Source organism: Antarctobacter sediminis, from assembly GCF_019218285.1.
GTDB lineage: Bacteria > Pseudomonadota > Alphaproteobacteria > Rhodobacterales > Rhodobacteraceae > Antarctobacter > Antarctobacter sediminis.
Genome location: NZ_JAHUZG010000010.1, coordinates 26982 through 48008 on the forward strand (window position 1 = coordinate 26982; position 21027 = coordinate 48008).

Annotated in this window: 15 protein-coding genes; 7 read left to right on the forward strand and 8 right to left on the reverse strand. The window is 66.2% G+C overall.

Annotation, left to right across the window (positions count from 1 at the left end):
* Positions 1–35 precede the first annotated feature (35 nt).
* From KJP30_RS24200 to KJP30_RS24210, 3 genes are all read left to right on the forward strand, one after another.
* On the forward strand, positions 36–632 hold the full coding sequence (locus KJP30_RS24200) for a hypothetical protein (RefSeq protein ID WP_218452123.1): 597 nt from the start codon (positions 36–38) through the stop codon (positions 630–632).
* 12 nt (positions 633–644) lie between these two features.
* On the forward strand, positions 645–2750 hold the full coding sequence (locus KJP30_RS24205; protein ID WP_218452124.1) for a glycosyltransferase: 2106 nt from the start codon (positions 645–647) through the stop codon (positions 2748–2750).
* A gap of 137 nt (positions 2751–2887) precedes the next feature.
* A complete protein-coding gene (locus KJP30_RS24210; RefSeq protein ID WP_218452125.1) occupies positions 2888–3688 on the forward strand; it encodes a sulfotransferase domain-containing protein in 801 nt (266 codons plus the stop codon).
* A gap of 50 nt (positions 3689–3738) precedes the next feature.
* Here KJP30_RS24210 and KJP30_RS24215 read toward each other — a convergent pair whose 3' ends face one another.
* From KJP30_RS24215 to KJP30_RS24240, 6 genes are all read right to left on the reverse strand, one after another.
* The gene (locus KJP30_RS24215) at positions 3739–4509 is read right to left on the reverse strand and encodes a hypothetical protein (protein ID WP_218452126.1); all 771 of its coding nucleotides are present in this window, start codon (positions 4507–4509) and stop codon (positions 3739–3741) included.
* Between the two features lie 140 nt (positions 4510–4649).
* Positions 4650–5546 carry a class I SAM-dependent methyltransferase gene (locus KJP30_RS24220; protein WP_218452127.1) on the reverse strand — a complete coding sequence of 299 codons (897 nt, stop codon included), beginning with the start codon at positions 5544–5546 and terminating at the stop codon, positions 4650–4652.
* A 128-nt stretch (positions 5547–5674) separates the two neighbouring features.
* Positions 5675–9493, reverse strand: a complete 3819-nt coding sequence (locus KJP30_RS24225; RefSeq protein ID WP_218452128.1) for a glycosyltransferase — start codon at positions 9491–9493, stop codon at positions 5675–5677.
* A 97-nt stretch (positions 9494–9590) separates the two neighbouring features.
* The gene (locus KJP30_RS24230) at positions 9591–10577 is read right to left on the reverse strand and encodes a sulfotransferase family protein (protein WP_218452129.1); all 987 of its coding nucleotides are present in this window, start codon (positions 10575–10577) and stop codon (positions 9591–9593) included.
* Positions 10570–12333: a coiled-coil domain-containing protein gene (locus tag KJP30_RS24235; RefSeq protein ID WP_218452130.1), complete on the reverse strand. Its 1764-nt coding sequence runs from the start codon at positions 12331–12333 to the stop codon at positions 10570–10572. Before KJP30_RS24235 ends, KJP30_RS24230 begins: the two co-directional genes overlap by 8 nt.
* Before the next feature lie 5 nt (positions 12334–12338).
* The gene (locus tag KJP30_RS24240) at positions 12339–13673 is read right to left on the reverse strand and encodes a coiled-coil domain-containing protein (RefSeq protein WP_218452131.1); all 1335 of its coding nucleotides are present in this window, start codon (positions 13671–13673) and stop codon (positions 12339–12341) included.
* A 397-nt stretch (positions 13674–14070) separates the two neighbouring features.
* Between KJP30_RS24240 and KJP30_RS24245 the strand changes: the two genes are divergently transcribed.
* From KJP30_RS24245 to KJP30_RS24260, 4 genes are all read left to right on the forward strand, one after another.
* Positions 14071–15273: a hypothetical protein gene (locus KJP30_RS24245; protein WP_218452132.1), complete on the forward strand. Its 1203-nt coding sequence runs from the start codon at positions 14071–14073 to the stop codon at positions 15271–15273.
* Between the two features lie 91 nt (positions 15274–15364).
* On the forward strand, positions 15365–16291 hold the full coding sequence (locus KJP30_RS24250) for a DUF1698 domain-containing protein (protein WP_218452133.1): 927 nt from the start codon (positions 15365–15367) through the stop codon (positions 16289–16291).
* Complete coding sequence (locus KJP30_RS24255; RefSeq protein WP_218452134.1) at positions 16288–16941, forward strand: hypothetical protein; 654 nt, start codon at positions 16288–16290, stop codon at positions 16939–16941. The genes KJP30_RS24250 and KJP30_RS24255 overlap by 4 nt, the downstream gene beginning before the upstream one ends.
* 125 nt (positions 16942–17066) lie before the next feature.
* Complete coding sequence (locus KJP30_RS24260) at positions 17067–17837, forward strand: sulfotransferase domain-containing protein (RefSeq protein ID WP_218452135.1); 771 nt, start codon at positions 17067–17069, stop codon at positions 17835–17837.
* Positions 17838–17912: 75 nt separating this feature from the next.
* Here the strand turns inward: KJP30_RS24260 and KJP30_RS24265 are convergent, their stop codons facing one another.
* Entirely contained in the window at positions 17913–19082 is a 1170-nt protein-coding gene (locus KJP30_RS24265) for a glycosyltransferase (protein ID WP_218452136.1), read from the reverse strand.
* Between the two features lie 68 nt (positions 19083–19150).
* Positions 19151–20662: a glycosyltransferase family 4 protein gene (locus KJP30_RS24270; RefSeq protein ID WP_218452137.1), complete on the reverse strand. Its 1512-nt coding sequence runs from the start codon at positions 20660–20662 to the stop codon at positions 19151–19153.
* Positions 20663–21027: the final 365 nt, after the last annotated feature.

Sequence of the window (21027 nt, forward strand, 5' to 3'; positions counted from 1 at the left end):
GCCGCCGCCCCGGCGGGACTCCTGGTGCCGACACGATGCAGAAAGCCGTCCCGACCCAGATGGAACACGCCCCCGACCTGACCGAATTTGCCCCCGGGCACCTGCAATATCACCTGCGGGCAGAGCAGCCGTTCAGCTGGTTCGACGCCAAGGGGGCCTGTGCCCTGCCTGTCAGCCTCACGCTTGACAGGGGCGCGCCGCTGACGCTGGCGGGTGCCGGACCCCATCCGCTGAACATCGGCGGACGGGTCTTTGTCAACGCCGGCAGCCCGGAGACCCCGGAGCCGGGGCAGCTGATCTCGGAGAGCCGGGCGCTGCGCGCTCCGGTCACGCTGCACCCGGGGCAACCGCACAGGATCATGGTGCCCGCCCATGTGCCCGAAGATGCGCCGCCGGACCTGCTGATCGAGATCGATCTGGTCAAGGAACATCATTTCTGGGGCAGCGCGCTTGGCCATGAACCGCTGCGGATGGTGCTGGCCAGCCGCCGGATCGCGATCCGCCCCGCCCGGCCGGATCCCACCGACATGACCGAGGCGCTGATGCAGCTGCATGATGCCCGCGCGCGTGAGGACCGCTATGAAGCGGTGATCTTTTTGCTGCTCAACCAGCTGTCCGCGCGGGACAGGTAGAATGCCCGCATCATGAAGACCTGTTTCATCGGACAGGGCCGTGGCCGCGGCACCACAGCGGCCGAGGCCATCGCGGCGCGGCTCTATGCCCGTTCGGACGTCTTTCACCGCCATGATCCGGTGCCCGGCGCACCTGACGGCGATGTGCTCGCCGCGCTGGCCGGCGACGGCCATGACCTGATCTGCACCGTCGGGGCGGGGCCGGCCACCCGCGCCCTGACCGAGGCGAAGGGCGCGGCGCGGCGGGTTGTCCTGCTGACCGATCCCGACGTCAGCGAGGCCGATCTGGACGCGCTCGCCAATCGCGACGACATCCGGGTGATCTCTTTTTCCTACGGGCTGCACCTGCGCGCCGCGCTGCGGGGCGTCAACAGCTTTCATGCCTGCCATGTTCCGCCCGCCGCCGCCGCCGGACCGGCGGCGGAACGGCCCATGGCGGTCTTCTGCCAGCAACAGGGCGGTGCCCCGGACCGGGCCACCGTCGGGGTGCTTCTGTCGCAGGTTCCGGAGGTGCCTGTGCACCTGTTCGGGGCGGGGGACGGCGCTTTGACCGGGGCGCAGCGCCTTGCGCGGGACTGCGCGGTGCATCTGCTGCCCCCCGGGGCCGGACCCGGACGGCTGTTGGCGGCCATGGCGGCGGGCAACTGCGTGATTGCCCCGGATCGCCCCTGGGTGCGGGATTATCTGACCCATGGGGTGACGGGGCTGCTCTACGATCCCGACCACCCAGAGCCTCTGGATCTGGGCGCGGCCCTTGACATCGGGCGGCGCGCCCGGCGCAGCATCGAACAGGGGCACCGGAACTGGCAATGGGATCTGGACAATCGCCTGCAGGCGATCCTGTTCCAGCCGCGGCTGGAGGATCCCGGGGCCTGCCGCGAACTGGGGGCCTATGTGCGGGCCGGGCTGGGCACGGGCGCGCCCGCCGCACCCGGCATCGCAGAGCCCGCGCCCCGGGTTTCGGTGGCGGTGGTCTGCTACAACGCCGGGGCCGAGATCGAGAGCACCCTGCAATCGGTGCTGGCGCAGACCTATCGCAACATGGAAACCGTCGTCGTCGATGGCGGATCGACCGATGGCACGCCGGGGGTTCTGGCCCGCTACCGGGACCGGCTGGATATCCTGGTTTCGGAACCGGACGCGGGCATCTATGACGCGATGAACAAGGCCGCGCGGCTGGCAACGGGCGACTATGTCATCTTCATCAATGCCGGCGACCATTTCCACCTGCCCGGCGCGCTGGAGGTGGCGATGCATAACGTCACCTGTGATCGCGGCGGGCGCGCCCTGCCGGATTTCATCATCGGGGATCATGTCTATCGCCATGAGAACGGGTTCACGGATCTGCACAAGGCGGCGGATTTCGAAGACACCTGGGCACAGCTGCAAAGCGGCCGGTTCCGGCCCGGCTGGTGGCAGGGCATCCCCTGTCATCAGGCCACGCTGACCCGGCGCGCGCTGCTGGCCGAACGGGGGTATGACCTTGGCTTCGAGATCACCGCCGATCACGCCTTCATGTTCTCGCGCCGCGCCGAAGGGGCCCGTTTCGAACATTGCCACGCGGTGATCGCCACCTATGCCGGGGGCGGCATTTCGGCGACGCGACCCCTGCAATGCATGCGCGAGAGCTATCGCGTCTCACGCGCGCATACCCGGGCCCCCGGGGCCGTGGCCGATCTGTACCGGGCGCTTTACGGCGAAGAGGCCGTCGTCGAAGACCCCGGCAGGATCGAGGCCGAGGCCGAACTGCTGCGCGGCTCGGGGCTGTTTTGTGCCGAGTGGTACAGGGCCCGCTACATGGAACCGGGCTGTGGCTTTCGCGATCCGGTCCTGCATTACGTGATGGCCGGGCGGCGGCAGGGGACCCGGCCGCACCCGCTGTTCGACGCGGACCATTACCTGTCACAGCACCCCGAGGCGCTGGACAGCGGTCAAAGCCCCTTTGCCCATTACCTTGCCACCGGCCGGGCGCGGGGCTGGACCCCCTGCGATCCCGAGCGGGGGCCGCTGGCCGGGCTGCTGGCCGGGCAGGGCCCGGACCTGCGCGATCTGGAACAGGCGCTGGCCCGCGCCCCGCGGGACCGGCTGCTGTCGGCCCTGCGCGATGGGCAAACATGATGCAGAAGCCGCGCCCGGCGGAAATCCGACCAGGCGCGCGGCCCTTAGCTCTGGAATCTCGGCGCCATCAAGGGCAGAAGACAGGACGCATACTGTGAAAGGGCGGCCGTGCCCCGCGCCATACGGAAGTTGAGGACATGCAGAAAGAGTTCAAAGTCTCGGACACCCTGAGCGCGACGCTGGAGATCCCCGAACCGCGCCAGGCGGAGTCGGTTTTCGTCGTCGCCGGGCACAAGACAGGCAGCGTTCTGCTGACCAAGATCATCGCCGATATCGCCGCGGAAACCGGCCTGCCGGCGGTGCCGGTCGAAGGCGATGTCTGGCGGCAGGGCCTGTCGCTCTCGGACTGGCCGGCAGAGCTTTATGCCTTCCTCGAAGAGCCGGGCTATGTCTTTTATTCCTTCCGCTGGCTTCAGAAGCTGCCCGAGGTGGCGGCTTTTGAAAAGGCGCGGAAACTGTTCATGATCCGCGATCCCCGCGACGTGGCGGTGTCTTATTATTTCTCGATGGCCAAAAGCCACGGCCTGCCCAAGGCCGGCAAATCGCGCGAAAGCATCTCGAAGCTGCGCGAAGAAACCAGCGCGATGGACATCGACAGCTTTGTGCAGGAAGGCAAGGCCAACCCGATCCTGCGCAACATCGCCCGTTTCGCCAATTACCTCGACCGCGACGACAGCCTGTTCTTCCGCTACGAGGACGTGATCTTTGACAAGCGCAACTGGGTTGCGCAGATCGCCCGCGAACTGTCCGTCGACCTGTCGCAGGAGATCTGCGACCGCATCGCCGACAAACATGACCTGCGCCCGGAAAAGGAAGATCCCAACGCCCATGTGCGCAGCGTCACCCCTGGCGGCTATGTCGACAAGCTGTCGCCCGAAAGCATCGCCTATATCCACGAGACCTTCCCGGTCTTCTTCGACCGGTTCGGCTATCGCTGAGCCTTTGGCGGGGCGCGCCTACCGCGCCCCCGCCACAACGGTTCCCGGTCTCAGCGTTTGACCGGAGAGACCAGCGTTTGCGGCCGCCGCGCCTCGGCGGCCTCGAACAGCGAAAAGGTCTGGTTCACGTAGTTCACCACGCCGCTGATCTCGTCGAGATAGGTCTTGAGCTCGGGGGTCTGCTCGGCCTCGACAAGGCGCACGGGGCGGTCCTGCGGCAGGGTTTCGAACTGCGCGTAGAACAGCGGCTGACCCCGGCGCAGCGTCACGGGCGCCTCGAGATTGTGCCACTCGAAGGCCCACATCAGCGGCCTTGGCCAGATATGGATCGGGAACCGCCCGCCGATCATCAGCCCCGGCAGGGGATCGGGGCGGAAATATTCAAAGGCCGGCCCCTGGTTCAGGTAGACCGGCTCGTCGGCGAGAAACAGGTAGGGCAGCTTGAGCTGAAAGATCGGCCGGTCGGGGCTGCGCCATTCGTTTTCCGCCACCGTGTTGATGATCTGCGCCAGCTTGTTCTGCCGGACCGGGGTCTGGTCGCCCATCAGGTTGACGATCTCGATCTTGCCGGCATCGGTCCGGCGCAGCCCGAGACGGAGATCATAGGGGCAGGCAATTTCGAAGAACCGGCTTTCGTAGTTCAGCACCGCCGGGCAGCGGGCGACGGATTTCACATGCGTGCCCGACATGCTGGCGCTGCGCAGACGGGTGGGCGGTTTGAACAGCACGCTGGCCGTGGTCTGCGTCAGCATCCAGCCCACGGTCACCGGACCCGAGCGTTCCCCCGGTTCCGGCCCGTCCAGCGATATGGTGATCTGCATCTGTAACGGTTCCCCTTGTCAGCCCGGGCATCCTTGCCGGGAAAATCGCACCCGGGACACAGTTTGCCAGCGGCGACCGGGAAAACAAGCCCGGTCCCGGGCGTGGCGACGGTTCCGGACTGTCCGGCCCGGCGGGGCGCTCAGCTGTCCTTGCGTTCCGCCAGCAGGCGGCGGCGTTCCAGTTCGCGCTGCCACAACCCCTTGTTCAGGGCCTCGTGGATATGGGCGTTGGCCAGGTATTCCGCGTTCTTTTCCAGAAGCTTGGACATGATCCGCATCACTTCGACATCGGGGAAGGCCCGCGACAGCGCCGCGTGCAGCGCGACAAGGTTTTCGGGCGGCAGCGAGGTCTGCCACGGCAGGTCCAGGATATCGAGGATCGCCTCGACCAGTTCCGCGCCCATTTCCTTCTTGTAGACGAAGGCAAAGTGGTTGCCGATGAAACGGCCCTGACCGGACATGATCCGCGACAGGTAATAGGCGGCCTGACTCAGCGCCGCGGTGTAATTGGCGTCGTGGAAGGCAAAGATCGCGCCATCGTTGACCTGGGTCATCGCGCTGAGCATGTCGAAGGTCGCCCAGGGGTGCGAATGGGCGGCGTCGATGTGCACGAGATCGAATTTCATGTCCATCGTCAGCACATGTTCAGAGGCGACCCCGCTGAAGATCGTATAGCGCGCCTGCATTTCCGGCAGCGCCTCGGGCACCACGTCCCCGACCTTGTGCGACTTGTCGTAATAGACCTGCTCGGCAAGATCGATGCCGGTGAGCGTGCCGCTGCCTTCGCGGCAGCCGTACAGCAGCGCCGCCGCGCCTTCGCCCGCCGAGGTGCCGATCTCGAGGATATTGCCGTCCTTCTTGAGCTGCGCGAGGGCGATCAGCGTGGCCGCATCCTCAAGCGTCTGGTCGCCGTGGCACCAGCCGGGCTTGAGCGGCAGAAAGGCCCGGGCCGCGTCGAGATCCATCTCGACCGTGTCAAATGTCTTTGCGCTATCGGAAACGGAATAGGGCAGGTTGCTGCTCTGGGAAACGGACATATCCGGGCCTCTTGAAATGAATGTCGGGTCTGGCTGCCGGACCGTAACGCGGCACGGCAGCCATATCTATCTTTTATCGGGAGCGGCGGCGGGCAAAATACACCTGCGCGGCCGGGGCCCGCCCCGGTTCAGGACTGGCTTTCGAGAATCCGCTCGGTCGCCAGACCGTTCAGCCCCATGCCGAGTTCCGGGAAGCAATCCCAGACCCTTGGCTGCCGGTCGGTTCCGGCGGCACGGCCACGGCCCAGTAGGTCGGCGTAAAGCGACTCGTAGGCGCGGGCCTGTTTCATGAAGGACAGCGTTTCGACCGCATGGGCCCGGCAGGCCGCGCCCAGATCGGGCCCCTGCAAGACCGAGCGGATGCCCCCGGCCAGCCCGTCCACGTCGCCGACCTCGCAGGTGAAACCGGTCTTGCCGTTCACCGCCAGATCGGGGATCGCCCCGGTCCGGAACCCCACCACCGGCACGCCGCAGGCAATCGCCTCGGCCGCGGTGTTCGAAAAGGTCTCTTCGAGCGAGGGCACGACGATCAGGTCGGCACAGGAAAAGGCCCGGGCCAGTTTTTCATTGTCGCCGATGTAGCCCAGAACCTTCTTGTCCTGTTCGATCGCATCGGTGGCCGGGGTCTTGTTGCCGACCAGCATGATGTAGGGATCAAAGCCCAGCGTCGCCGGGTCCAGCTTTTTCAGCGCCGCCAGCAATTCGCGGTATCCTTTGACCTCGCTCGAGAAGCTGGGAACATAACCGATGATCTTGCGATCCGCCGGCAGGCCGAATTCCGCCCGGCAGCGGGCCTTGTCATGCGGTTTGAACACCTCTGTCTCGATCGAGTTGGGGATGTGTTCGATCCGGCAGTCCTTGAAATAGGGCGCCCGTTTCAGGATCTCGCGCGAATGCCGCGACAGTGCCACCAGCGTCAGGTTGCTGAAATCGTAATGCGCGCGCTTGGCCGCCAGAACGCGGGCGGGGAACGCCTTGTCGCGGCTGTCGATCTGCGGGCAGTCGCCGCAGTTGCCCAGCCATTTCTCGCAGCCGTGGAAGAAATGGCAGCCGCCGGTGATCGGCAGCATGTCGCGAATGGTCATCACCACCGGTTTGCCGCTGTGGGTCAGCGCGGCGATGTTTTCGGCCGACAGGAACCGGGCGTGCCAGTGCAGGTTGACGATATCGTAGGGTTCGACCATGCGCAGCAGGTCCGCCGAAGGGATATGCGTCTGGTTCAGGGACATGATGGTCAGTCCCGGCTTGGGCGGCTTTTGCAGGGCGCTCCAGCTGCGGTTGTCACCGGAAGGGTGGCGCAGCACGGTCACGTCGGGTTCGTTTTCGTGGTTGCGCACGGTGGTGAACATGGTCGGCCGGAACCGGGTGTCGCGCAGCCCCTTGTGCAGCCGGTAGGCAGCATACCCCGCCCCCTGGATCGTCGAGGTCGAGAACAGCGCCACCCGGGCCGGCCGGACCGAGATCCGGTCGATGATCCGGGTGATCGCCGCGGTCTGGCGTTCCGGGGCAAAGGCCGCCAGACGGTCACGGGCATAGTCGATGTTGTCGGTAAAGGTCTCGGGGTTGTGGTACATCCGCTCCAGCCCCTCGCAAAGCGCCCGCGCATTGCCGTGCCGGATGACCTGCGCATGGGGGCCGGCGGCGCCGATCACCTCGGGCAGCCCGCCCGCGTCCGAGGACAGCACCGGCAGACCCGCGGCAATCGCCTCGAGCACCGCGACGCCGAAGGTTTCGGACTTGCGCAGCGAATCCTTCGAATAGCTGGAAGGATGCACGTAGATGTCGAAACCGGCCAGATAATCGGGCTGGCGTCCGAAATCGACGAAGGGTTCGAAGGTCACGTGATCCTGCAACCCCAGCCGTTCGGCCTGCACCGTCAGGTGTGGCAGCCGTTCGTCGCCATTGCCGTAGACGATGGTCAGATGCACGTCCTTGCTGCACCGGTCACGGAACATGGCCAGCGCGTCCAGCATGACGCCATGGCCTTTCCAGTCGATCAGCCGGCCGATGTTCAAAAGCTTCAGCGTGCGGCCGCCCTTGAAAAAGCCCGAGGTCTTGCGATGCGCAAAGAACCGCGGGTTCACCGAGTTGGGCAGGATCGTGATCTTGTCCTGCGAAACCCCGGCGGCCTCCAGTTCGTTCTTGAGATAGTTCGACACAGCCGTAAAGGCGACATCGGGGCGCCGCGAGAGGTTCCCGGTGACGTAATCGGTATAATCCGAGGGCAGCTTGAGGCTGAAGACATCGATGCCATGGGTCATCACAAGGGTCGGGAATTGCAGATCCAGATCCTTGATGCGCTCATGCAGGCGATGTTCGTTGATCGCGAAATGCGCGATCACAAGGTCGGGCTGCACCGCCTCGATGAAATACTTGTAGATCTGCTGTGCCACGGGGGCGGCGAAATCGTTCCACGGCACCCGGTACTTCTTGTCGAAGGGGCGTTCCTCGGCCATCTTCTCGTGCTCGTAAAGCACGAAGTTGTCGAAATCCTCCACCGCGTCCAACCGTTGCAGCAGGTCGTAGATGAAGGTTTCGGAGGGGGCGGAAAACACCGTGACGAAATGCAGGATGGTCTTGCGCGCCACGGGTTTGCGCCGCGCGACCACCTCGTCGATGCGGGTCAGGATCTCGGGGAAGGTGCCGTTCTTGGTGTTGATCCGGATGGTCTTCTTGCTGGCGCCCAGCAGGTCGCACAGCGCGACGAAGACCCCGAACAGGCTGTCGGCCTCGCTGTGGTGCAGCCCGAAATTGCCCCGCGTCCCGAAACAGTATTCGACATATTCCCGCAGCGCGTCGCGCAGCAGCGGGTTGCCGGGCACGCGCCGCCGGGCGATCTCCAGCACCGGTCCGGCGCGTTTCTTGTTGAAGCGGAACAGATAGAGTTCCTCGGCCTCGTCCGGCGTGAGTTCGGGAAAGATCCGGCGATAGCTGTCCGATGCCTCGCGGATGAACAGCAGGCGGCGCGCCTCGGTATTGCCCGAAGACATCCCGCCTTCGATCAGCGTGAACAGCGGCTTGTTCAGGCACAGGAACTGCGCCCCCGCAAGATAGGCCTCGCGGATCCAGACCGCGTCGCTGACGATGCGCAGGTCCTCGTCGTAGCGGCCAATGCGTTCATAGCAGTCGCGATGCGCAAGAAAGGTGTTGTGGCAGATGTTGAGATGCCCCAGCAGCACACCGGCCCCGATGGGCTGCGCCACCATGCGGTTTTCGCCCTGGGTGTAATCGGTATAGACGATATCGACCCGCCCCGGGGCCTCGCGCGCGGCCCGGACGGTTTCGGCCACGAAATCGGGTTCGTAGAAATCATCCGAGTTGAGCAGGCAGATGTAATCGCCCTGCGCCAGCTCGATCCCCTTGTTCATCGCCGAGTAGATGCCCCTGTCGGGCTCTGAAACGTAATAGTCCAGCACCGCATCGTTGGCGCGCAGGATGGCCAGCGTGCCTTCGGGGCTGCCGCCGTCGACGATGACATGTTCGACATTGTCATAGGTCTGGGCCTGCACGGAATCGATGCAGCGTTGCAGGCTGTCGTCATTGTCATAGACCGCGGTCACGATGGTGACGAGCGGCGCGTCGGGGCGGGATTGCCGCGGCGCCTGTGTCAGCCGGCGGCCGCCCTCGGCCTTGCGCTTGCCGGTCTGGTCCGGGTAGCGCAGGTAGCGGCCGGGAAAGCCGCCGCTCTCGGCCGGGCCGTCCAGCGCCGCCATCTTGTCGGCGATCCAGCGCGCCGAGGGGCGCAGTTCCTGCGCACGGCGATAGGCGGCCCGCGCCTGTGCGCCATCGCCTTCGGCCTGGAACACATCGCCCAGGTATTCGTGGTACAGGAAGAAATCCGGGGTCTTTTTCAGCGCGGTCTGCAACAGCTGGCGGGCCGGGGCAAAATCCCGCGCCTGCACCAGCGCCTGCACCTTGGTAATGATCGGGGTCAATTGTTCCTGCATGCCAATGTCTTTCCGGCCGACACGGCCTTCCTGAGGAAAAGGACGGTTTCTTAATCCGAAGGGGTCTGCCGCGTGCTAGCCCGAAGCGGGCAAATCCTCAAGGCAGGGCATCCCCACCTTGCGGTTTCTCGGCCTGTTCCTGCACAGGCTTCCCGTCCTGTTCCGGTTGTGGTCGATAATCGAGCCGCGCGCAAAGCCGGTCGTAAGAGGGGCTGCGCCCCGCTTCCTCGATCAGCTCGGGCGGCAAGGCGCGGCGTGGACGCGCCGAGATGACCGCGCTGGACCGGCCACTGTCCCCCGACAGCCGCGCCAGCGGCATGACGGTTTCGAAACAGGGATCGAACGGCAGCTCCAGAATCTCGCAGAGCCGGGCGGCGGTTTCATCCGTCCGGGTCACGAAATCCTCGTATTTCACCACCGGCAGGCCGGTATGCACATCCAGGAATGCCAGGTAGCGGCGGCTGTAATCCTCCAGCGTCCCGGGGCTGAAATGCACCCAGTTGTTGTGTTTCAGCGAGAGGAAGGAATCCAGCGGATGGCGCACGGTGACCACGCCGCGCACCGGCGAGATCCGGCGCACGACAGTATAAAGATCGGGCCGGTCGGCCGGGGCGTGGTCGGTGCAGAACAGCGAATGCGCATGGTCGCGCAGGACAAGGCGCATGCCGCGCCGGGTCATGTCGTCCCGCAACGCCAGCAATCCCGCGCCAAAGACCTCGAGCAGCGTGTCATCGCCGATCGGACGCGGGGAATACCGCAGGGCGGCGATCATATCGGTGGGAAAGAACGGCTGCTTGGGCACCTGAGTGTGTATCTGGCTCAGCGGGTCGATCTCGTTCAGCACCACCGTGTTGGGCATCGCCGACAGCGCCTTGGCGATCAGCGTGCCGCCGCTACAGGCGAAATGATGCAGTGTGCGGACCGGTTCGGGCGCAAGGGGGGCCGCAAGACGCGCTTCGCAGCTGTCCAGCAGCGCAGCGAGCGCCGGCGCCTGTTCCTGTGCGGGGCTCCGTTCCAGCGCGGCTAGCAGACCGTCGAGATCCCTGCGCAGCGCCCCGGTCCGGTCGGTGCCATCATCAGCCATCGGTCTTTGCCTTGCCGGGTTTCTTGCGGGCCGGTTTGGTCCTGCCGGCCGCCGGTTTCGACAGGATGTCCCGCAACCGGGTCACGACCTCCTGCAACAGCTGTTCCTGTGCCCTGCGTTCGGCCTGCAAATCCTGATAGCGGCGGCTCAGGTCAAGGTAATCGCTGCGGGCCATGGTCTGCTGGCGCAGCACGGTGTTCTGCGCCGCCTCGGCCTCCAGCCGGAGCGCATCGCGCCGGCTTTCTTCCTTGCGCAACTGTTCCTGCCGGTCACGCAACTGGCCTTCGAGCCGGGTGACCTGACCGGCGGCTTCGGCGGCCTTCTTGCCGGTTTCGGCCTCGCGGGTTTCCAGCGCGGCGCGCTGCTCTTCGGCCTCGCGCAGCCGGGTTTCCAGCTCTGCGATGCGCGTGCCGCTCTCTTCGACCTGCTTGCGCGCGGCGGCAAGACCGTCACGCAGTTCGGCCAGCTCGCGGCCCTGTTTGTCCAGTGTCCCCTCGGCTTCGGCCTGACGGGTTTCCAGCGCCGCGCGCTGTTTCTCTGCCTCGCCCAGCTGGCTTTCCAACCCCGACCCTCGCCGGGTGGCCTCTTCGACCTGTGTCCGCGCGGCGGCAAGCGCCTTGCGCAGCTCGGCCAGTTCCTGTTCCTGCTTGCCCAGCTGTGCCTCGGCTTCGGTCCGGCGGGTTTCCAGCGCCGCGCGCTGTTTCTCTGCCTCGCCCAGCTGGCTTTCCAGCCCCGACCCCCGCCGGGTGGCCTCTTCGACCTGTGTCCGCGCGGCGGCAAGCGCCTTGCGCAGCTCGGCCAGTTCCTGTTCCTGCTTGCCCAGCTGTGCCTCGGCTTCGGTCCGGCGGGTTTCCAGCGCCGCGCGCTGTTTCTCTGCCTCGCCCAGCTGGCTTTCCAGCCCCGACCCCCGCCGGGTGGCCTCTTCGACCTGTGTCCGCGCGGCGGCAAGCGCCTTGCGCAGCTCGGCCAGTTCCCGTTCCTGCTTGCCCAGCTGTGCCTCGGCTTCGGTCTGACGGGTTTCCAGCGCGGCGCGCTGTTCCGCATGGGCCGCACCCTGTGCGGCAGCTTGCTCTGCCCGGGTCTCGGCCTTGGCCAGTGCCTCCCGCAGGGCCCGGTTCTCGCGTTTCAGCGGATCGGGGCGAATCCAGTATTCGATGAAATCCGGATCTTCATCGGAACGGTCTTCCAGCGAAAAGACCGACTCCTCCAGTGCCGCGGCCAGATCGGGCAGGGCCCGTGGCACCGCATAAAGCCCGGCGGCAGGGACCCGCAAAAAGACGTGATCGGGGGCCGCGTCCTCGGGCAGGGCCAGCAGGGCGTCGAGGATCTCGGCCTCGCTTCCGGGCAGTTCCGCCCGCAGCACCCGCAGCTTGCCCGCGCTCTGTGGCAGCCCCTCCAGCAATGCCGCAAGGCTCTGGGCCGCGACCTCGCAGGTTTCGACCTCGCGCAGGCCGGGAAACAGCTCCAGCACCTCGGCCGGGGCGGCAAGACCCGACAGGCCGGGCAGGGTCATGACATGGAAGGTCCGCGGGCCGTTCCCGACGACCACCGGCGTGAACCGCAGCCGGTCGCTGCGTTCGGCGGCCTCGGCATAATCGTCCTTCAGGGCCGGGTTGCCGCTGGCCAGCAGCAGATGTTCGGCGCGGTCGGGGCCCGGCGTTGCCAAGAGGTCGGGGTGATCGCTGCCCAGATAGAGCAGGCCGCCAACCGGCGCGGTCTCGGCAAGCTTCGTCAGCCATCTTGTCCAGACGTACATGCGGTTCACTCTTTGCGTTTGAAGGCCGCCCGCAGGCGCCGGGCCGGGGCCATGATCCGGTACGACTTGGACGCCTTGATGCCCTGAATCCAGAACTCGGCCTCGCCAAGCCGCGTCGAAAGCGTGTCACGCGACTGGGTCAGTTCGGTGATCTGTTTCGCTTTCTCGGCGGCCTCTGCCTCCAGCCGGGCCAGCCGGTCCCTGGCCTCGGCCAGTTCGGTCTCGGCGGTCTGGCGGCCCTGATACTGCTGTTCGAGGTCCGACTGGATGTTCTGGAACCGGCTGCGCAGCCCGTCACGGTCACGGGTGGTTTCGGCGGCCTGCCCCTTCAGGCGGTCCAGTTCGGCGCGCAGCGGTTCCAGCGCGGTGATGGTCTGTTGCGCCTCTTCCAGCTTTGACTGGACGGCCTGCAACCTCTCGCGCAGCCCGTCACGATCGCGGGCGGTCTCGGTGGTCTGCGCCTTCTGGCGGTCCAGCTCGGCGCGCAGCGGTTCCAGCGTGGCGATGGTCTTGCGGGCCTGTTCCAGCTCGGCGCGCAGGGCGGTTTCGGCCTGACGGCGGCGGTCGACCTCTGCCTCGGCTTCCTGCCGGCGCTGGTACTGCTGTTCGAGATCGGACTGGATGTTCTGCAACCAGCCCTGCAACCTGTCGCGCTCTTGTACGGTCTCGGCGGTCTGCGCCTTCTGGTGGTCCAGCTCGGCGCGCAGCGGCTCCAGCGTGGCGATGGCCTGCTGCGCCTGCTCCAGCTCGGCGCGCAGGGCGGTTTCATCCTGCCGGCGCTGCTCCAGCTCGGTGTCGGCCGCGTCAGAGCGCAGCCGCAGCGCGCGGTAATGGGCCACCGCTCCGTCAAGCCCAAGCCCGGGCCGGGGCCCCTTGTTCGACAGGTCCAGCGTCACCGCCCGGACCATGGCCGAAACCCTGCGCAGCCCCGCATCGCCTTGCAGGCTGGCCTCGAGAAGCGCCTGAACGACCGGGTCCGGCTCTTGCCGGGGCAGGGCGGCAAGGGCCGCCGCAGCGGTCGCCGGAAGCCCGAGCCGGGTGGCGAAGACCTCGGGGTAGAAAAGCACCGCGCGCGCCTCGATCAGCAGCATGCGGCGGCGGTTGCGGCCTTGCAGCGTCAGCAGCTCCTGCATGTCCGCCGCCCAGCCGTCCAGCACCCGGGCAAGATCGCCGTCCCCATCGCGGCCGCCGGAAAGCTCATCGGCTTCCAGCGCCTCGGCGGCGGTCTCGTACAGCGCGACGGCGCGGGCCTCGGGGCGGGCGTCAAGGGATCGTGCCAGCGCATCCAGCCCGTCCACCGGGACGATGCGGGAATGTGCGGACAGGGCCTGTGCGATCATCTCTCCCGCGGCCCTCCCCCGGGAGAGAAGCAGGATCGGCGGTGTGCCGGCGGGATCCAGATTTCCGGGGTGCGGATCGGGGAGCTGTTCAGGCAGATCCATGCATGGCCTCTGTATCGTAATTTGCGGCACTTATAGGAGCGCCGTCAGACAGAATCCACCCGATGCCCCCGACCTGTTGTGCAACCTTGGGTTACACGGCCCGCAAGTGACGAGATGCCTCCGTGAGGTCAAGGGCCAATCGGACACCCGTTAACCATGAAAGGTGACGTCGCGACACGGAATCCTTTTACATGTAGGATAAACTTGAAGTATCAATACGCAGGACCATGGCCGCGGGCGAAGCGACAGAGGACGGCAGTGGCACCGGAAGGCACACAGGCGCAAGGAGAACACCATGACCAAACCCAGCCTCCCCACCCGTGGACTTGCAGCGGCGGGTTTCGGCGCCTGCATGATGCTGGCCCAGGCAGCCAGCGCCGATCAGGTCTTTAACGATGACGTGATCATCACCTTCAGCCTCTGCGTCGGCAACGACTGCGTCAATGGCGAAAGCTTTGGCTTCGACACGATCCGGTTGAAGGAAAACAACCTTCGGATCAAGTTCCAGGATACCTCGAACAGCGCCAGCTTCCCGACCGTCGACTGGACGATCGTCGCCAACGACAGCAGCAACGGCGGACTGGATTACCTTGGCTTCGAGGACGGCAGCACCGGGCGCTTCCCCTTCCGCGTCGAAGCCGGCGCGCCGGCGAACTCGCTTTATGTCGAGGCCGATGGCGACCTTGGCGTCAAGACCGCGAACCCGGTGGTCGACATCCACGTGGTCGAGGGCAACACCCCCACGCTGCGTCTGGAACAGGACGGTTCGAACGGCTTTACGCCCCAGACCTATGACATCGCCGCCAACGAGGCGAACTTCTTCATCCGCGACGTGACCAACGGGTCCAAGCTGTTCTTCCGCGCCAAGCCCGGCGCCCCCGAGGACAGTATCTTCATTGCCGCGGACGGTGATCTGGGCATCGGCACCGATGCCCCGACCGCCGCATTGCACGTGCGCCGCACGGACGGCAACGCCGCGCTGAAGATCGAGGAGGTCAACGGCACCGCCGCGGCGCGCGGGCTGCTGTCGCTGGTCAACAACGGGCGGGTCTTCTTCTCGCTCGAAGACACCAGCATCATCGGCACCAACAACACCGGGCGCATCTGGAACTTGCAGAACGACGAAGGCCAGTTCACGATCACCACGGCGCCCGGCACCGACGGCAAGGAACTGATCCTGAGCCAGAACGGCAACCTGACCATCACCGGGGATTTCATTTCCGGCACCACGACGCTCACGGTGCCCGACTACGTGTTCCAGGACGGCTATGACCTGCGGCCCCTGTCCGAGGTCCGTGCCCATATCGACGCCAAGAGCCACCTGCCCGATGTGCCCTCGGCGGCGGAAATCGCGCGCAGCGGGCTCAACATGGGCCAGATGCAGATGACCCTGCTGCGCAAGATCGAGGAACTCATGCTGTATACCCTGCAGCAGGAGGACAAGATCGCCGTGCTGAACGCGGAACTCGCCACCCTGAAACAGCTCCTGCCGGACTGAGCGGCGCGCTTCCGGCCCCGCCACGCCCCCTGATCTCCTCACGGCTCCCCCTCACTCTGCGAAGGGGAGCCATAGCCATGTCCGAAGCCCCTTGTCCCAAATCAGCACTCCCCTGCGCGTCCTCCATCCCGACGAGGATTACGCGGCCCGCGTCACCGCCCGCATCGAGACCCTCCAAGCCCGGTTCGATGCTGCGGCACAGATCACCACCGTGTCGCAAAGGGAGATCGCCGAACGGCTCCTGGCGCAGATCGGCACCGACGACTGGAAAACCGAAGGCTATGCCAGCCCCGAGAACCAGCGCGACCTGACGATCCGCTTCCACTGGGGGCACAATCACCGTTTCGACGCGGATCTGGCCGTGACCGGGCGCATGCACAACCGCCACATCTCGCTGGCGGCGCAGTTCTTCGAGGGCTTCGACCTGCCGCAGGACTTCTTCGAGGGGCGCGACGTGCTGGATATCGGCTGCTGGACCGGCGGTACGACCCTGTCGCTCAAGGTGCTGGGCGCGGCGCGAATCCACGCCCTCGACGAGGTCCGCAAATACGCCGCTACGGCGCAGACCCTCCTGCGCGATGTCTACGGTTTCGACGACGTGCAGGTCGAGGGCCGCTCGCTCTACCGACTGGAGGAGGGCAGCTTCGACTGCGTCTACGTGCCCGGCGTCGTCTATCACCTCTCCGACCCGGTGCTGGGCCTGCGCAAGCTGTTCAACCGGCTGCGCGACGGCGGCGAGATCCTCGTCGAAAGCGCCGGCATCGCCTCGGAAGAGTCGATGTGCTATTTCAAGGGCAACCGCCGCCAGGCGGCGGGTCAGGCCGAGAAACGCAACCGCAGCGGCTGGGCCTGGTTCTGGCCCTCGGCCCGCTGTCTCGGCGACTGGCTCGAAGAGGCGGGCTTCGACGAGGTCCGCGTCTACCGCTCGCCCTTCGACGAACGCATCTTCGGCTACGGGCGCCGCACCGGCCCGCGCCAGATCACCCGCGCCGGCCTGTCCGATCCGGATGTGGCGTGACCATCGTCAGCTTCCGATACAACCTGGTCTTCATCAAGACCGCCAAGACCGCGGGCACCAGCATCGAGGTCGATCTATCCCGGCGAGTCGAGGAATCGGCCATCGTCACGCCGATCATCCCCGCCATGCCCGGCCACCGGCCGCGCAACTGGGGCGGCGACCCGAAAGCGCCGGTCTATTACAACCACATGCCCGCGACGCGCCTGCGGGCGCTGCTGGGCACGGCCTGGTTCGACCGCATGACCCGGTTCTGCGTCGAACGCGAACCGGTCGAGAAATGCATCAGCCATTTCCACATGCTGCGCAATTCGCCGGCCCACTCCCGCGGCGGTGAGCTGAGCTGGGCCGATTACATCGCCGCCGGGGAATTCCCCGTCGATCTGCACCGCTACAGCGAGCTGCGCAACGGGCACCGCCGGCTGCTGGTCGACCGGGTGCTGCGCTACGACCGGCTGGCAGAGGACCTGCCGGCGCTGCTGGCCGGGCAGGGGATCGAGGGGTTTCGCCTGACGGCGCGGGCCAAGTCGGAATATTCCGCCAACCGCCTGATCACCGCCGCCGAGGTCACCGACGAGCAGCGCGCGCGCATCCACGCGGCCTTTGCCGACACACTCGCGCTGACCGGCATCGACTGGGATGCAGGCCAATGATCTTCGGGGCCAGCGATCTTACAGGCCGGTAATCTCCCGGACCAAACACCCGGGCGGCCCCGACCGCCTTGACCCGCGTGTAAAAACCGGTAGCTAGCGGACCAGTTTCCCGGGGCCGGATCACCATGAAGCATCACGTTGTCGTCGCGACCTACCACAAGACCGGAACCGTCTGGATGAACAATGTCTTCCGGACCTTCTGCGCGGCCGCCCCGGCAAGCTTTCATACGCTCAGCCGCGATGTCAGCCGCTGGAAGGACACGCCGGACCAGATCCGCATCTTTCAGGAATTCCAGGCCGATGCCGAAAGCCGCGGCGAACATGCGGTCATCTTCGAAAACCACTGCAACCTGCCGCCGGTCGAGGTCATGCAGGGCTGCCGCGGTTTCCGGGTGGTGCGCGACCCCCGGGACGTGCTGATTTCCGCGGCCAATTACCATGTCCGTTCCGACGAAGCATGGCTGCATGCCAAGCAGCCGAAATTCGGCGGCATGACCTATGCCGAAAAGATCAACTCGCTGGACAGTTTCGAGGACCGCATCCTGTTCGAGATGGACCATGTCGGCGGCGAAACCATCGTCAAGATGGCGCATTTCGACAAGGACCGGATACTGGAGACGGTGAAATACGAAGACCTTGTCACCGACACCGAAATGACGGTCTGGACAAGCCTGATGCGGCGCATCGGGCTGGAAGACACCGACCTGGACGCCGCCGCAAATGCCTTTTGGCAATGTTCGCTGTTCGGCGGAATGCGCAACAAGTCGATCAGCCACCAGACCAGCGGCTCGCCCCGGCAGTGGTACGACAAGTTCAGCGATGCGCTGTCCCAGGCCGTCGAGGCGCGGTTCGGCAAGGAAATCGAAACGCTGGGCTACGCCGTGCCCGCGGCCTGATCGCTGCGCCGCCCGGCGGTCTTTGCGGCCCGTACATTACATAACATGGATTATCCGTGACCGGCCGGGACGCGCTCAGAGCCGCGCCGCCAGCCCGTCATAGGCCGCGGCAAGACCGGACAGCGTGGCATCCCAGCCATAGCGCGCCACATCCTCGGCCCGCCGCGTCCCGGCGATGTCTCCCGCAAAGAGCGCGCGGACCCCGCTGCGGAAGTCCGCCTCGGTTTCGGCCACATGGACACCGTCCAGCGTCATGGCCTCTTCGAACCCGCGAAAGGCCGGGCGCATGGCGACCACCGGCTTGAGGCTCAGCAGCGCCTCCGCCGTCTTGAGATTGGTGCCGCCACCGGATTTGATCGGCAGCAGGATGCCCCGGGCATGTGTCAGCAAGGCCTGAAGCGCGCTGTCGCTGACCTTGCCGGCCAGTTGCACGATGTGATCGTTCAGCATCCGGTAATGGCGGTGGCGCGGATCGCTGCGCAGCAGGTTGCCAAGATCCCCCGCCACGACCAGCCGCGCATCCGGCGGGATACAGCCCGGAACCTTGCCGATCACATCCCAATACCCTTCGGCATTGGGGGCATGGCCGCTGCCGACCAGCAGCAGGTAATCCTCTTTGACCGGGCGCGGCACCGACGGGTCCAGCGCCGGGGGCCAGCACCCGTTCGGCGCCACCACCACCGGGGCTCCCCGCCCCTCGGCCGCCCATGCCGACAGGCTTCGGGCATCGGCCTCGCTGACCGCGACAATCAGATCCGCCCGCCGCGCCGCCGCCTGCTCGACCGCCAACACCGCGTCGCGGAACCGCGCCGGGGCCAGATCGGCCTCGATGTTGTGCGAACTGTAGACGACCGTCACATCGGCCAGCTCGGGCATCCGGTCCAGCAAGGGGAACAGCCAGGGATGTTCGAACTGCACCACATCGGGGGCAAAGGCCCGCAACTGGTCGCGCAGGGCATCGAAAGCGGGCTGCCCCGGGTGCAGCAGTTCATGCATGTGCAGATCTTCGCGCCGCCCTTCGGCAAAGATCCGTTGCAAGTGCTCGCCGGGCAGGGCCGTGGGTGCCTCGGCGGCCCCGTGTTCGGGATAGTTGCTGCCAAAGAAGACCGGCAGCGGGCGGACCTCGTGCCCGGCCTTGCCAAGGGCGCGCAGGATCGCGTCGACACGGCGCTGCCCGCCGTGGATCGGACGGCTGACGGGATAGGTCGAAAGCACGACGATCTTCACGATGGGTCCTTCCTGCATCTTGTTGCGCATCGGTCTGGGGGGCTGTTTCGCCTCGGGGGAATGTTCGTCAAACCGCCGCCCCCTGCTCAGCCCGCATGCGCAGCCGGAGCCGAGACCGGTGCCGGGGCATCGCGGAAAGACTCGAAATCGGCAATCAGGTTGTGGCGAAAGTCCTGCCAGCTGTAGCCGCCAAAGGCCCGGGCCCGGGCGAGGGCCTCGGCATGGGTGGCCGGATCCGTCATCAGCGCCATGGCGCGGGCGATCCAGGCTTCGCCATCCATCACCGGCAGGCAATCGGCCGCCCCCTGCGCCGCCTCGACGATCGAGGGCGCATCCGAGCACAGGCAGGGTTTGCCGTGGTTCAGGCTTTCGACCACCGGCAGACCCCAGCCTTCGTAATGCGAGGGATAAAGCGTAAAGCGGCAGTTGTCGTAAAGCACGCCAAGCGCCTCGTCATCGACATCGGTCAGGATCCGGATCGCCTTGTGCGGCAGGCCCACGTCCTCGGCCAGCATCTCGATGAAGGGATCCATGCTCCAGCCCGGCTGGCCGACAAAGACCAGCGGCAGCACTTTTTCCGGGTGGCGGCGGTTCATCTCGCGCCACAGCCGGTAGGCGAAATCATGGTTCTTGCGCGGCTCCAGCGTGCCGACCATCAGAACATAACCGTCCCGGTCAAGGTCATGGCGGGCCAGAACCGCGCGTGAGATGTCCTCATCCGAGGCCGAGGTGCTGTCAGCCCCCAGAAGCACCGGCGTCACCCAGCGGTCGGGGATCGGCGGATAGCCGTTCTGCGCCACATGCCCCAGCAGGTCCCGCCGGGTGGTGTCGGAAATGGTCCAGACCTGATCCACCCCCCAAAGCACCCAGTGCAGGGCCAGCGGGAAGGTTTCCTTGGTGGTCGGTTCGGTCAGATGCCGCCAAAGCACCGGGATCAGGTCATAAAGAAGGTAATGCACCTTCCAGCCATGCGTGCGACGGGCGCGATAGGCGAATTCGGCCCGGTCATCCGACCAGAACCCCCCGGCCGAAATGTAATGCGACACCTGTGACAGGTCGATGGCATTGCCGGGCGCGAAACGGTGCGGCGCCAGCGCATCCAGCTGACCAAAGTGCAGCCTGTGGTTGACCATATCGGCCCGCAGCATCAGCGGGGTCAGCTGCGGGGCCAGTTTCTCGACCGGGCTCAGCCAGCGGCGCAGGCTGGAATATTCCTCGAGGCTGACCGCCGTCAGCGCCTCGGCGATCGCCTCGTCGCGGCGCCATTCGGCCAGCGGATCCGTTCCCGGGTGACGCCGCACCGCCCGGCGCAGGTCGCGGGCCAGCCGAAACCGCCGCATGTGCCGGTTCAGGCGCGACGGAGAGGTCGGCACCCGGTCCCGCTTGGGCACATGCCAGCCGCGCGCCGAGATCAGCGCATCGACCTCTTCGGGTGCGACCCGGAAATAGCCCCCCAGCGTCGGGTTGTAGATCCCGAAGGTCACCGCCTCGCCCAGGGCTTCGCGAAAGGCCCGGATCACCTCGTGTTCGACCCGCAAAAGCCCCATGGCCTTCCAGTGCCGGAAATTATAGCTGGTCGTGATATCGAGCAGGATCATGGTGTCGGGCGAACGCTCTCATTACGTTGCAAAGGCCCGGTTTTCCGGGCCGGGCCAGCGGGATCGCCCCAGCCTTTAGAGCAACCCGGACAGAGTTCCAAGACGCCTCACCGTCGCGCCCCGGCGGGGTCTTGCCGCCGCCCGCCCCACACAGGAAAGAGGCGGCGAAGATCTCTCTCCGCCGCCCCCGATGCCCACACGCGCCGCCCTATCCGGCGGGGATCGCCTCAGACGAAATCCGCCGCTGTCACGTCGCCGGGGTTCAGCCCTTCGAGCGTGATGAAGACCGACGGATCCGAGGTCAGCGCGATCCGTTCGCCGCCCGCCACCGTGGTGATCGTCAGATCCGCGAAGGTCAGCCCGCC